The organism is Sutcliffiella tianshenii, from assembly GCF_016908565.1.
GTDB lineage: Bacteria > Bacillota > Bacilli > Bacillales > Bacillaceae_I > Sutcliffiella_A > Sutcliffiella_A tianshenii.
Window position 1 is genome coordinate 315,074 of sequence record NZ_JAFBED010000005.1, and the last position, 13,509, is coordinate 328,582.

The following is a 13,509-nucleotide window of genomic DNA, read 5'->3' on the forward strand; positions in this document are numbered from 1 at the left end:
AGATTTTCGCTTCCGTAACAGAAAAGTCGCTTGGCAGTGTCCCTTTTGAATATAGGGAAGATGCAAATATCGCCTATGCCACATTTGCAGGTGGATGCTTTTGGTGCATGGAACCTCCTTTTGAGAAACTACCCGGAGTTTATGAGGTGGTTTCCGGCTATACTGGAGGGCAAGTCGAAAATCCCTCCTATAATGAAGTGACTACTGGTACGACAGGCCATGTGGAGGCGGTGGTCGTCACCTATAACCCCAATATCATCGAGTATTCCACCCTTCTGGATGTATTTTGGAGACAGGTCGATCCCACCGATGCAGAAGGGCAATTTGTCGATAGAGGCTCTCCCTATCGATCAGCCATTTTTGTCCACAATGCCGAACAAATGACGGAAGCTGAGAAATCAAAGGAAGAACTGACAACATCCGGGCGGTTTGAAAAGCCTATTGTGACGGAAATCCTTGAGGCTGAGAACTTTTATATCGCAGAAGATTATCATCAGGACTACTATCTGAAAAATCCGGTCCGTTATGATTACTATCGCAACAATTCCGGTCGAGACGACTTTCTTGAAAAAGCTTGGGGAGACGAACGTTTCATTACACCTGTTGTAAAGGCTGTAGACAACTCCCTGCTTCATCTTTCCAAGGAGGAACTGAAATCCGTTCTGACCGAGGAGCAGTATTTTGTCACACAGGAGGAAGGAACCGAGGAGCCATTCAACAATGAATATTGGGATTTCGAAGGGGAAGGCATCTATGTGGATATCGTTTCCGGCGAAGCCCTATTCAGCTCCTTGGACAAATACGATTCCGGTACCGGCTGGCCTAGCTTTACTAAGCCTTTGGTCGAGGAAAATATAGTGGAGCTTGAGGACCGCGCCCTGTTCACCGTCCGTACAGAGGTCCGCAGCAAACTTGGGAATTCACACCTCGGTCATGTCTTTGATGATGGTCCTGAACCGACAGGCCTCCGCTACTGCATGAACTCGGCTGCACTTCGATTTATCGCAAAAGAAGATTTAACAGAAGAAGGATACGGAGAATTTGTGGGAATTTTTGATTAGGCAGAGCAAATTAAAAGCACTTTTCCCTTATCAATCGGAAAAGTGCTTTTTGATTTGTCCTACCTTTCGCCCGCGAGCGCCTTGGACTTTTTTGTGCATGCCTCCATGGCAGATACGACTGCGGCACGGAAGCCCTGTTTTTCCAAAGTAGTTACGGCTTCAATGGTTGCCCCGCCCGGTGTACAGACATTATCCTTCAGCTCGCCTGGATGCTTGCCTGTCTCCAATACCATTTTGGCGGCTCCAAGTACAGCCTGGGCTGCCAGCTTGTAGGCCTGTTCGCGCGGGATTCCTTGCTGCACCGCTCCATCGGCCAATGCTTCGATGAACATATAGACATAAGCAGGCGAAGATCCGCTGACAGCAGGTATCGCATCCATCAGCTGTTCTGTCACTACTTCCGCCTGACCAAAGCTTTCAAATAGCCTGATTACCTCCTGCAGTTCTTCCCTTAAAACCTGCTCGTTTGCACAAATAGCGCTCATGCCTTCACCTACCAGTGATGGGGTATTCGGCATCACACGTACCGCCTTGATTCTTTTTTGGAAGGCTCCCTCCAAAAAGTTCAATGTAATCCCGGCAGCAATGGTAATGATCACCGCATCTTCTTTTACAGCCCCCTTGATTTCCTCAATTACAGCACCATGCAAATCAGGCTTCACCGCCAGTATCAGGATGTCAGCATGCTTTGCCACTTCTCCATTATGTAAGCCTGCCTTGATTTGAAACCTCTGTGAAACCTGCGTCACTGTTTTTTCCGTTCTCGCACTGGCAACTATCTGGTCCGGCTCATAAAGTTTAGACTTCAGCAGTCCGCCAATGATAGCCTGTGCCATTTTTCCGCATCCGATAAATCCTATTTGTTTTTTCATGTTCATCATCTTCACTCCTATACTGTATGAATCGTATTATATAAGAATGGATAAGGTCTGTACAACGCTACACTGAACCTGTCCCCATAAAAAAACACACCGCTTAGGGCGGTGAGCATTTTTATGCCGAAAAGACGATTTCGAGGTTCCGTTCCACGACTACCTTTTGGATGCGGTGTTTTTTTACTTCCTCTATGTGGATGGTAAAGCTTTCGCACTCCACTTTTTCACCCTTCTTGGGCAAGTAGCCGAGGGTGTCGGAAATCCAGCCGCTTAAAGTATTTGCAGAAGACTCTTCCACTTCCAATTGCAGCAGTTCGGAAAACTCCTCAACCGGAAGTCGGCCGTCCATACGGAACATCCGTTCATCGATGACTTCGATATAATCTTCGTTCTCATCATGCTCATCCCAAATTTCCCCGACAATTTCTTCAATGATATCTTCAATCGAAATGATACCTGCCGTTCCTCCATACTCATCCAGTACAATGGCCAGATGGTTTTGTGAGCTTTGCAGCTCTTTTAAGAGGTTGGATATTTTCGCAGAACCAATCACGAAGAAAGGGGCACGACTGATATCCATCAAGGTAAAATTAGGATTTTGGACATATTGGGCAAAGAAATCCCGGTGTGAGATGACACCGATGATATTGTCGATCGATCCATCATATAGAGGTAAACGGGAATACTTTTCATGTATGAATATTTCCTTGATCTCTTCAATGGATGTCTCAATGGAAATTGCTACTACGTCCGGTCTTGGCGTCAGGATATCCTTTACGATGATATCATCGAACGCAATGGCGTTATGCAGCAATTCTCGTTCCTGAGTGAGAAAAATCCCTTCTTCTTCACCGATTTCCACCATTGCCTTTACATCTTCCTCTGTAACAGTAGGTTCATCCTTACCAGCCCCGATAAGCCTGTTGACACCTACCTTCAGTTGGACAAACAACCATGTGATCGGGAAAAAGAGTTTCATGACTGTCATTAAAGAAGCTGATATTAATAGTAGATACTTTTCCGCAAATTGCTTCGCTAAAGATTTAGGCAAGATCTCACCGAATATCAGGACCAGGATGGTGATTACCGTGGTGGATATGAGCAGGGTACTTCCTTCACTACCATAGACCTGGGTGGCAATATTCGTAGCAATCGCAGCAAGTGCAATGTTCACGATATTGTTCCCGATCAAGATGGTTGAAATGCTCTGGTCAAAATTATCCGCCATCTTCAATGAGCGTTTTGCTTTCGCATTGTTGCTTTCAGCCTGATTACGAAGCCTCACTTTGTTGACGCTCGTAATTGCTGTTTCTGAAGCTGAAAAATATCCTGATAATAATAACAATGCCCCTAATATAATTATCGAGTCATAGGGTATACTGTCCAAGTTTCCATCACTCTCCTACATATTGATACTATAAATATATTTACAAATACCACTTTTAGCAATAAATATGCGAAATTTATTTTAAATTTTTTTAATTTTCCTGATAATTCATCCTTGTTTCTAAGATATTTCCAACCACATCATTCATATGTTATAATTATCTCGAATTCAAGATAAAATGATGAAGGAGAATGAAGATGAATCTTTTAGGACTCCACCATGTCTCTATCCTTACAGGAAAAGCTGAAAAAAACTATCAATTTTTCACTGATATATTAGGTATGCGATTGGTAAAAAAGACTGTCAATCAGGATAATACATCCTCATACCATTTATTTTACGGAGATGCAAAAGGGAATCCCGGCACGGAAATCACCTTTTTTGATATTCCAAACCTGGGACGCACATACGAAGGAGTGTCAAGCATCTCCTCCACTTCGCTAAGGGTGGCCACTACGGAATCCCTTCGATTCTGGAAGGAAAGGTTCCAGACACTCCAAGTGAAGCATGGAGAAATAGAAAAAAGAGCGGGGCGGGATACGCTCCATTTTGAAGACCATGAAGGAACCAAACTGATACTGGTTGCCGATAACGGAGAGAACGGTGTTGCAGCTGGCGTCCCATGGGAAAAGTCCGATATTCCGAAGGAGCATGCCATCATCGGATTAGGTCCTGTAACCTTAACTGTAAAGTCCGCCCCCCCAACTACCAGTATCCTGAAAAATATCATGGGCTTCAGATACGCAGGTTCCTATCCTTCTCTGAAAGGGGATTTTCCTGATGTGGAGGTATATGCAACCGGTGAGGGCGGGCCTGGAGCAGAAGTTCATATTGAAACCCGCCCCGACCTCCCACAAGAGAAGCTTGGCCGGGGCGGCGTCCACCACGTAGCCTTCCGGATACCTAACCAGGAAGAGTTCAACCTATGGGTACAACGCATACGTGAAATCCGTTTGCCGAACTCCGGGGAAGTGGAGCGCTACTATTTCAAGGCCCTCTATTTCAGAGAACCAAACGGCATCCTGTTCGAATTATCAACAGACACTCCTGGCTTCACTGCAGATGAACCTCTCGAGACCATGGGAGAAAGACTGGCATTGCCACCTTTTCTCGAACCAAAGAGAAAGGAGATTGAGGCAAGCCTCCGTCCGCTTGAGATAAATTGACAGAAGGAAAACAAGGACCACTGGTATATCCATGGTCCTTGCTCGTTTATTCTAAGCAATTGAGTCAAACACCCACCATGTATCCGCTACCCTTTTTTTTCTCCTGCATATAATATCAGGGAAAGGAGGGTGTTTTCATGGATAGAACGATTTTATTCCTGGCTTGTATTCTAGCTGGTTTTGCACTGATCAGGGTTCCGCTTACAGGTACTTTAGCAGCATTGGATCCAATCGCTGCAGTTATCGGCGTCATTTCAATCCTGGTATTCTCCATTGTTTTGATTTTTTACGGAGTGCGATCTTTAATAAACAAATAACATTTTGGTATTTCTCGGTATATTAATAGGGAAGTACAGCATGACATGAATCATTATGTGACAAAGCATTAAAAAATGAACGGGTGGCAATTAGCCACCCGTTTTGTTATCAACAAATACACGTTTTCCTTTTCACACCCAACTTTCCCCTTGTCTCGACCTTTTGGATATACTCTGTTGCCAAGGGCACTTTACACGCTGTCTGCCCAACATCCACATACACTTTTCCGATATGCCCGGCCACCTCCATTGCCTCCTCATGAAGTTCCTTCACATAACATCCGACAGATATGACAAAACCGTTCATTACATATCTTACCCTGTTCTTTTCTTCATGGATCGTTTCTTTGACATGATGAAGCAACCTGCGAAGTTCCTCTTTATCAAGTAAGCTGTCATCCGTTATCGATAGATAATTGGCATATACACTCCATCCGGCTGTAGCTATCTGTTCATCACTCGAATGTATCCATTCCCTTGCCAGCTCCATTGCGTATGGACTTTCTGCCGTAACACTTGCCACTGTATATTCAGACTGCATATACCAGGATGCCTTTTCCACCCAAACCTGCAGCTGCTCCTTTGTCATCTCTTTTGGGTTTACAGCTAAGCCAGCCAAATACATGGCATCATGATTACCAGTTTCAAAGAGTTCCAAAGCTAATGCCTGATTCTTTTTGACATACTTCACAAGCTTTTTCAGATCTCCCACTTTCACTCCAAACACTTCACCCTGAGCCCCGTGATTATAATAGATATTTTTCGTCTGTTCCGACCCAAGAGCTTCAAGCTCAATCATCAATTCCTGTAGAATCATATTTTACACCTCATCAATATTTTGCTTTATCTATGTATACTAGGTAGAAATCGTAAATCCTTTTTCATGGTAAAAAAATGCCGATTTCTTGTTAAAAGAAATCGGCATTCTGTATATCACTCTATAGTCATCTTGCTTCTTTCGGCGGTTGGCATACGTCACATTTACGTTGATGATTATTTTTGAATTTCGTGAAAGTCTTCTCAAAATTGCTGCCGCAGGAACATTTAAATAGTAATTTTTGTGAGAACCCGTGATATTCCGTCGTCAGTAACTTACTTTCGGAATTTTTCTCGACAAATTCATTGATCTTGCTGATTGTCCATCGTTTATTCATTCTCTTACACCTCCATATTTTCGCTAAGCGGAGGCTTGTTTCGCATCCGTTCCATAATAATTACTTTGGTTCCTCATTATAGCATGGACACTCAATCAATTAAACAAGATAATTGGTTGAGACTTATGACTATTGGTATAGATTACTCCGATCAAGGGATTGGGGCATCTGCTCCATCCATCCCCTCTTGATCATCAGGTCGAGTCCCTCTCCTCCGTACTTGGCTATCTCCGCAATCAAAAGCGCATAATGCATCGACAAATCCCTTCTGATAGAGGTAGATAATGCATAGGACAGCAATTGGATGCCAGCTGAGGTCGTAGCTGTAATCAGGAATAATACGAGCCTATCCGAAAAAGGAGAGATCATGGAATCTGTCACTTCCATGCTTACAGGTATATTACCGATATGTTCATCTTTCTTTAACACCTTATTAAATATCTCGACCTGTTTTTCGGCCAACTTTTTCCCTTTAATCAAATAGTCTTTAATCTCTTTATCCTTCGTGACTTGTATGAGTCCCATCAACATGACCAAGCCAATGTAGTTCCTTTCAATCGCGTAGAAAATTTCCCCCAGCTCCATCACATTCAACGGTCTCTTATCCCCCAACAAAGAAGAGAAGAGTTTCGGCTCCACTTTCATATACTCCACTTCTTTTGGATAAGGGATTTTTGGTGGCCGATCATAGATCCCTTTGCTTAGCATCAAATTCAAGGACTTTTTATATTGCTTGGTGGAGTTTTTGAGGCATGTGTCGTAGAACTCGACAATATCCTTCCGGGCAACTTTGGTGAGGGTAGTCGAATAGAATGGCAACACCATCTGTCCGACACGATATACATAACTCAGCGCGAATAGATCCGTATATAAGGGAGGTGCGGATAAGTTAATATCCTTATCGGTGAATCCATCAGGGATAGGAAATCCTTCATTCAGAAAAATATTTTCTATTTCCCTGTTATAAACTTCCTCCAAATACAAGGCACTTTTTACAATTTCGGCAATTTCAGAATCCTCAAGTTGTTGCAAGAAGTGCTTATAAAAACACATTGTCGCACTATGCTGTATGTAAGAAGTCCATAATGCAGCAATTTCTGGAGTAGTCAGCTGAATATTATGTTCTTTCATGTCCTTCTCCTAACCTGTAGAAAATAGTTTGTGCCTATCTTTTGATATTTCCGTGCCCTTTATTCATATAAAAAACAGACTCCCTCAGGAATCTGTTATAATCTAGCCGACCAAAAGCTTTATTCTGTTACCGGAAGGATCTATTGTAAAAATTCCCTCATCATTTTTTAAGATTTCCGCACTGACATCTTTTAACTGCGAAATAATCTTCTCGAACATCTCTTCACTTGGGATCACAAGAGTAAAATGCTTGAGCCCTACGCTATTGTTTTCTGGCTTCGGGGCTCCCACCCCATTCCAAGTATTTAAGCCGATATGGTGGTGATACTTCCCGCTTGAAAGGAACAGCGCCTGGCCGCCATAGCGGTTCACGATATCAAATCCAAGTCCTTTTGTATAAAAGTTTGCACTTTCCGCGAGTTCTGCAACATGCAAATGGATATGCCCCATCCTTGTTCCGCTTGGAAGTCCATTCCACTCGGTACCTTCCGATTCAGAAAGGATGCTTTGGATATCCAGCGCTTCGGAAGTCATCTCGACTTCCTGTCCCTGCCAATTCCATGATGATGATGGCCGGTCTGTATATACTTCTATCCCATTTCCGTCCGGGTCTGCCATGTACAATGCTTCACTGACCAGATGGTCGGATGCGCCTTGGATGGAGTGTTTATTTTGAATCAAATGCTGGATGAAACTTCCCAGATTCCGTCTATCAGGCAACAAAATTGCAAAATGGTAAAGTCCTGTTGTGCGTCGCCCTTTAGGTGAAACATCTTCAGGCTGCTCAATCGATAAAAGAGCCGTCATGCCATCTGCCGTTAAAGTTGCCTTTTTCTCCGACTTTTTGAGCACTTTGAATCCAATGAATTCTTGATAGAATGCCAATGAACGATCTATGTCTGCCACGGTAATAACTACTTCCCCGACAAAAGTATTTGGTGCCTCATGAAAACCTGTCATATCATTTTCCTCCCTGAATGATTAATCTATATAAAATCACAGTTCAACAAGTCACTTACTTTATGTAACTTATTATATTTTTATAACCTATTAATGTCAAGTAACTATTTTACTAAACAATATCTGCTTATTTTTTTTACATTTATGATATACTAACCCTTATAGGAGTGATAAAGATGGACCAATCGCAAATTTGCCCTAGATTCGAACAAGCAATAAGTCTTTTAAGTCAACGCTGGACCGGTTTAATCATATACAGACTATTATCAGGACCTCAACGCTTCTGCACCTTGGAAGCCGGCATAAAAGGAATAAGCGGGAGAGTTCTTTCTGAACGGTTAAAGGATCTAGAAGGGCGAGGAATTGTGAAACGAGAAGTATTCCCGGAGACCCCTGTCCGGATAGAGTATTCCCTGTCCGAAAAAGGGCATGCCCTGGAGCCTGTATTAAGAGAAACGGAAAAATGGGCACAAACATGGCTTGAAGCAAGAAGTTGAGTAAGGAAAAAGCAGCATCCCATATTCGGAATGCTGCTTTTACTGTATGAATGTTTTTTACTTTTCCCAAAGATTTTCTACGCCACATGCCCGTTTCAAACCATTGATGACACCCTGATGCAAGCCTTCATGCCAATTAGCAAAAGCCAGCACTTCAGCCAAAGTCTCCAGACGGTAATCCCCTATCTGGAATGGCCTGATTATTTTCTCATCAAGCTTTCCGGAAAAATCCCTTCTAATCCGATCAGCCTGGGTAGAGAGCCTTTCTTCCAATTCGGTGAGGCTTGGGGGATCCAATTTCCAATCAAGTGGACTTGTGTGCATCTCAAATAATGAGAAATAGTGTTCGGGAACTTGATGGTCCCCGCCCCCGAAAGAATACATCAGTGTATCCTGGGTCAGAAATATGTGTCCTGCATTCCATCGGATGCTATTGCGGAAGCCTGATGGCATTTGATCTGCCAGCTCATCGGTAGTGGCATCCAGCATCTTCAAAGTACGACTTCGGACAAAACCCATTTGTTTAAATAAAAGCTGTTCATTAGTCATATAAATCCCATTCCCCTCTTTTTAACATCCCATTAGGACCAAACCCCAAGTATGAAGCCCATCACTGAAAACGTCACAATGTGGTAACCTCCATCGAGTAAAAACAGCACAAGCGGACGGCGCTCAAACAGATAGGTAATCCCTAAAGCTGCAGCCACAAAAAAGGCACCCGCCATAAAACCGGCAATCAGTCCGAATGCTCCACTGCTATCCGGACCAATAAACATAGCTAAAAAGAATGAAATAATGAGTGCTAACACAAATGACCCGCCAAAAACTTTGCCAGCCGTTTTCTTTAGTTGTTCATCAGTGAAGCCATGCAGCTTCATCCACAGCTTTCCAAACAACAGCGAATACCAGATGCCACCGATAAAAAAAGCGGATAAGGCTGCCACGAGTATTGCAATGAAGTTTAAATTTTCAAATGCTTCCTGAAATCCCATATCGAATCCCCCTTCCAATATTTTCATGACACTAATATTATATAACTTGCAGTGGATACAGTATTGTAAAAATCGGACAAACCTATAAGAAATTATTTGATGCAATTGCTTTCTTTTTATACTCTCCTGGCGTCATTCCGGAGAACCTCTTGAATTCCCTGATAAAATGCGACTGGTCGTAATAGCCCAAATCCATGGCCGCAGATCCAACGCTGCCAGCAGGACTTTTGAAAAGCTCCATACTTGCCTTCTCGAACCGAAATATCTGAGCCAATAGCTTTGGGGATATACCCGTCATATCCTTGAAAATCCGGTTTAGATGACGTTCTGAATACCCCATCTCCTCTGCTAACAATGAAAATGAAAGGGTTGGCATGATGCTGATTTCATTGATGAGTTTTTTTATCAATGAATGCTGATTCTCCTTTTCACCGTTTATTTTACGCTGTAGGTAATTATCCAATTTACAGAAAATATCCCCTATTGTTCCGGTCTCACTAAGATTTTCAAAAATTTCTGCAGCAAAACTCCCCCATATCATCTCGAGAGGCTCTACCTCATTAACCGTTTCACTGATAGGGATATGCAGAAATGGAAAAAGGCCGCTAGGGTGAAATCGAATGCCGATAAGGTTGGAAGCACCATTATATTCAATATGCAAAGGCTCCTCCTGCAACCCGGAAAGCCATGCATGCTTCATCCTGTAGGTCCTGCGGTTACCTACCCTGTAATCTCCCTCAAGCGCAAAAATCATCTCGACTTTCCCGTTTGGCAGAATCGTTTCCCGCTTCCCTTCCTTCCCTGTATGTAATTGAACATGCCAATAGCATTCCACCCAGGGTTGAAGTCTCTTGTCTGGCCGTTTTATCTGATAGATCATCCGAATCGCTCCGTTTAACATTTTTTCTTTTAATCTTAGTATAAATTTTATTAGAACCAGTTGCACTACACCAATATAAAAAAATGGAGCCATCAGTTTCCACTGATAGCCCCATCTAATTATGCCTCTTTTCTTAACTTTACTTTACTATCTCGTTCACTTTCATCCTGCCAGCACTCGACATTCTTTAATCCTTCAATATTACTCGCATAGAAAACCGGATCTTTTCCTTCTTTTCTTTGCTTCAAATAATCCTTCAGGACAGCTATTGCAATTTTCCCAAGGAAGAAAAGGGCAATCAGGTTTGTGATGGCCATCAATGCCATGAACAGATCGGCAATGTCCCACACCATGCTTAGGCTCGCGACAGATCCGAAAACAGTCATCCCAAGTACAGCCAGGCGGAAAATAAAGATCGCCGTTTTACTTTCCTTGATGAACTCGATATTCGATTCACCGTAATAATAATTCCCGATTATTGAACTGAAACAGAACAAAAGGATCGCAATGGCGATAAAGATGCTTGCCCATGGGCCTACATGCTCTGCCAATGCAATTTGTGTCAGTTGGATCCCTTCCATCTCTTCCCCTGTCGGAATTCCGGCAAGCAGGATGATGAAAGCTGTTGCACTACAGATAAGAATGGTATCGACGAAAACGCCAAGCGTCTGGATGAACCCTTGTTTAGCAGGGTGACTGACCTCGGCAGTAGCAGCCGCCACAGGTGCACTACCCATTCCCGCTTCATTGGAGAATAATCCACGTTTGACACCATTCATGATTGCAGCACCTATTCCACCTGCCACAGCCTCATTTAAGCCGAATGCACTTGATACGATCACGCCAATCAAGCCAGGGATCTCTGAGATGTTAATGGCAATTACATAACCAGCCAATAAAAGATAGGAGACAGCCATAATCGGCACAACCACCTGCGAAACCTTGGCGATCCTCTTTACACCGCCAAAAATGATTACAGCTACAATCGCTGTCAGCACTAACCCCAGTACAAGTCGATTTGTACCGAATGCTTCATGAAAAGCGACTGTGATGGTATTTGCCTGAACGGATGTAAAAGCAAGCCCGAAACAGAACGTGATGAGGATCGCAAATAAAACTCCCATCCATCTCGCGCCTAGAGCTTTTTGCATGTAATATGCCGGACCGCCCTTATACCCATTTGCATCTTTCACTTTGTAGACTTGTGCAAGTGTACTCTCTATAAAACTTAAGCTTGCCCCAAACAAAGCCACAACCCACATCCAGAAGACGGCACCAGGGCCCCCAAGTGAAATCGCGATGGCAACACCTGCGAGGTTCCCCGTCCCGATCCTTGTTGCTGCACTGATACAGAATGCACCAAAAGATGAGACTTTTTTCTTTGCTTCTTCAGTGGAAGGACTTTCTTTCAGAAGCCTGAACATTTCACCAATCTGATTAAACTGTACAAACCTTGATTTAAAGGTATATAAAACCCCTAAACCGACTAATAATGCAATCAGTACGTAGGACCAAAGAAAATCATTTGTCCAATCTAAAATAGTATTCATCATGCTGTTCACCTCAAGATGTTTGTAAGTATAACGATCTTGGCAACGATACCAAGCGTTAAGACTGATAAAAATATTTAATAGAAAAGCTTTGAAGTTTGCCTATTAAATACTTTTATACTTGTTAAAAACTTTCACAAACCGTTTTATAGCACAATATGCCTATAAAGACTATGTGTTATATAATACCACTATAACTTTATCATTATACTAAAATAGATTCAATAATTATTCCTGAATTAAATATATTCTTTATTTTCTGATAAAAATAATTTCCAAGAAAAATTCTTATCCACCTGTTATCTTTCCTGATGAAAATAGTATATACTGTATGTACTATCACATCTGCTTAGGAGGCAGTATTTATGACTGAATCAAATCAACAGAACCAAACAACAGAACCAAAAAAGAAAATCAGCCTGCAGGATGCTATCAAGAAGCAACTTGAGCAAAAGAAAAACCAGGCTGCTGGCGGAAAAGGAAACCTGAACGGGCCTAAATCCCAGCAAAAAATGAAAAGTCAACAAACTAAGAAGCCAAGCAATACAAGAAGAAAGATGGGCGTCTAATTCGGGAGACATATGATCGAACCGATCTTCTCATCAAAGAATCCTCCCGTTTTGAGCGGGAGAATTACCTGCTGCATACGAATCTTCGTATGCTTTTTTTATTGTCATGATTTGGTTTGTATACTACCATTTGGTTGGACCTGTATTTTTTGGAATTTTTTTAGGCTCAAGTGGAACCATTTTTATGGTAGTATCGTCTTATACATTGTGAGTGTTCTATTTAAGTAGAATATTTAATTCATATTGGGGTATGTCTTATAGAAGATTGTCAGATTGTCCCCATACATTGCGGAGAGTGAAGCATATGAGTGTAAAAAGGAAATTGCCATATTTATTATTACTGCTAGTCATGCCGATATTAGGCTTGTTCTATACGATATTAAATGAGAGTCCAAGAAAAGCTGAACAAATCCCATTACCGATCGACCACGATATCCCTTTCATCGTAGCATTTGTCGTGCCGTATATTTTTTGGTATGTGTTTATATTCGGTTATCTTGTATACTTTTGCTTCAAAGATACAGATGTATATGTACGCACGCTTATCACCATCGTTATAGGAGAATTGATATGCTTTATCATTTATTTCTTCTTTCAGACAACTGTTCCAAGGCCGACAGTCGAAGGAAGTGGTGCATTTGTCATGCTGGTGAAGTACATCTATGCCCATGACCGCCCGGTTAACTGTTTCCCAAGCATCCATGTACTGACGACTTACGCCATTATGCTGGCAAGCTTCCACATTAAAAAAATGCACAAATTAAATAAATACTTCATCCACATTATGGGGAGCCTTATTATTCTTTCCACGATATTCATCAAGCAGCATGTTGTGCTCGACATGGTTGCATCGATGTTCCTGGTTGCTTTTATTTACAGTACAGTATTTGCTATTGTAAGGATGCGCTCTGACGCAAAAGAAAATATCGGTGCATATTAGTGGATAAAATAAAATAAGCGCATCCATAAA

At 42.3% G+C, this 13,509-nt stretch carries 16 protein-coding genes; 6 read left to right on the forward strand and 10 right to left on the reverse strand.

Annotation, left to right across the window (positions count from 1 at the left end):
• Positions 1 to 107: 107 nt before the first annotated feature.
• On the forward strand, positions 108 to 1,061 hold the full coding sequence (gene msrB, locus JOC95_RS13500; RefSeq protein WP_239582918.1) for a peptide-methionine (R)-S-oxide reductase MsrB: 954 nt from the start codon (positions 108 to 110) through the stop codon (positions 1,059 to 1,061).
• A 59-nt stretch (positions 1,062 to 1,120) separates the two neighbouring features.
• Here the strand turns inward: msrB and proC are convergent, their stop codons facing one another.
• Together proC and JOC95_RS13510 are read right to left on the reverse strand one after the other, a co-directional pair.
• Positions 1,121 to 1,933, reverse strand: a complete 813-nt coding sequence (gene proC / locus JOC95_RS13505; RefSeq protein ID WP_204417334.1) for a pyrroline-5-carboxylate reductase — start codon at positions 1,931 to 1,933, stop codon at positions 1,121 to 1,123.
• A gap of 121 nt (positions 1,934 to 2,054) precedes the next feature.
• The gene (locus tag JOC95_RS13510) at positions 2,055 to 3,323 is read right to left on the reverse strand and encodes a hemolysin family protein (protein WP_204417181.1); all 1,269 of its coding nucleotides are present in this window, start codon (positions 3,321 to 3,323) and stop codon (positions 2,055 to 2,057) included.
• A 197-nt stretch (positions 3,324 to 3,520) separates the two neighbouring features.
• Here JOC95_RS13510 and JOC95_RS13515 point away from each other — a divergent pair, with 197 nt between their 5' ends.
• On the forward strand, positions 3,521 to 4,489 hold the full coding sequence (locus tag JOC95_RS13515) for a ring-cleaving dioxygenase (protein ID WP_204417183.1): 969 nt from the start codon (positions 3,521 to 3,523) through the stop codon (positions 4,487 to 4,489).
• Positions 4,490 to 4,626: 137 nt separating this feature from the next.
• Positions 4,627 to 4,806, forward strand: coding sequence for a hypothetical protein (locus JOC95_RS13520; protein WP_204417185.1), 180 nt, complete (start codon positions 4,627 to 4,629; stop codon positions 4,804 to 4,806).
• Positions 4,807 to 4,915: 109 nt separating this feature from the next.
• Here JOC95_RS13520 and JOC95_RS13525 read toward each other — a convergent pair whose 3' ends face one another.
• The 4 genes from JOC95_RS13525 to JOC95_RS13540 form a co-directional block, all read right to left on the reverse strand.
• The gene (locus tag JOC95_RS13525) at positions 4,916 to 5,623 is read right to left on the reverse strand and encodes a DNA alkylation repair protein (RefSeq protein ID WP_204417187.1); all 708 of its coding nucleotides are present in this window, start codon (positions 5,621 to 5,623) and stop codon (positions 4,916 to 4,918) included.
• A gap of 127 nt (positions 5,624 to 5,750) precedes the next feature.
• Positions 5,751 to 5,960: a hypothetical protein gene (locus tag JOC95_RS13530; RefSeq protein ID WP_204417189.1), complete on the reverse strand. Its 210-nt coding sequence runs from the start codon at positions 5,958 to 5,960 to the stop codon at positions 5,751 to 5,753.
• A gap of 129 nt (positions 5,961 to 6,089) precedes the next feature.
• Positions 6,090 to 7,091, reverse strand: a complete 1,002-nt coding sequence (locus JOC95_RS13535; protein ID WP_204417191.1) for a DUF3231 family protein — start codon at positions 7,089 to 7,091, stop codon at positions 6,090 to 6,092.
• Between the two features lie 102 nt (positions 7,092 to 7,193).
• Entirely contained in the window at positions 7,194 to 8,051 is an 858-nt protein-coding gene (locus JOC95_RS13540; RefSeq protein WP_204417193.1) for a VOC family protein, read from the reverse strand.
• 176 nt (positions 8,052 to 8,227) lie between these two features.
• Between JOC95_RS13540 and JOC95_RS13545 the strand changes: the two genes are divergently transcribed.
• Entirely contained in the window at positions 8,228 to 8,548 is a 321-nt protein-coding gene (locus tag JOC95_RS13545; RefSeq protein WP_204417195.1) for a winged helix-turn-helix transcriptional regulator, read from the forward strand.
• Positions 8,549 to 8,605: 57 nt separating this feature from the next.
• On the opposite strand, the gene JOC95_RS13550 is transcribed toward JOC95_RS13545, so the two are convergent.
• The 4 genes from JOC95_RS13550 to JOC95_RS13565 all read right to left on the reverse strand — a co-directional run bounded on the left by JOC95_RS13550 (position 8,606) and on the right by JOC95_RS13565 (position 11,973).
• Complete coding sequence (locus JOC95_RS13550; protein ID WP_204417197.1) at positions 8,606 to 9,097, reverse strand: DinB family protein; 492 nt, start codon at positions 9,095 to 9,097, stop codon at positions 8,606 to 8,608.
• Between the two features lie 32 nt (positions 9,098 to 9,129).
• Positions 9,130 to 9,540, reverse strand: coding sequence for a DUF1761 domain-containing protein (locus JOC95_RS13555; RefSeq protein WP_204417199.1), 411 nt, complete (start codon positions 9,538 to 9,540; stop codon positions 9,130 to 9,132).
• An 82-nt stretch (positions 9,541 to 9,622) separates the two neighbouring features.
• Positions 9,623 to 10,420 carry a helix-turn-helix domain-containing protein gene (locus tag JOC95_RS13560; RefSeq protein WP_204417201.1) on the reverse strand — a complete coding sequence of 266 codons (798 nt, stop codon included), beginning with the start codon at positions 10,418 to 10,420 and terminating at the stop codon, positions 9,623 to 9,625.
• A 119-nt stretch (positions 10,421 to 10,539) separates the two neighbouring features.
• A complete protein-coding gene (locus tag JOC95_RS13565; RefSeq protein ID WP_204417203.1) occupies positions 10,540 to 11,973 on the reverse strand; it encodes an alanine/glycine:cation symporter family protein in 1,434 nt (477 codons plus the stop codon).
• Between the two features lie 362 nt (positions 11,974 to 12,335).
• Here JOC95_RS13565 and JOC95_RS13570 point away from each other — a divergent pair, with 362 nt between their 5' ends.
• Both JOC95_RS13570 and JOC95_RS13575 read left to right on the forward strand, forming a co-directional pair.
• A complete protein-coding gene (locus JOC95_RS13570; protein WP_204417205.1) occupies positions 12,336 to 12,539 on the forward strand; it encodes a hypothetical protein in 204 nt (67 codons plus the stop codon).
• A gap of 304 nt (positions 12,540 to 12,843) precedes the next feature.
• Positions 12,844 to 13,479: a phosphatase PAP2 family protein gene (locus tag JOC95_RS13575; protein ID WP_204417207.1), complete on the forward strand. Its 636-nt coding sequence runs from the start codon at positions 12,844 to 12,846 to the stop codon at positions 13,477 to 13,479.
• Positions 13,480 to 13,509: the final 30 nt, after the last annotated feature.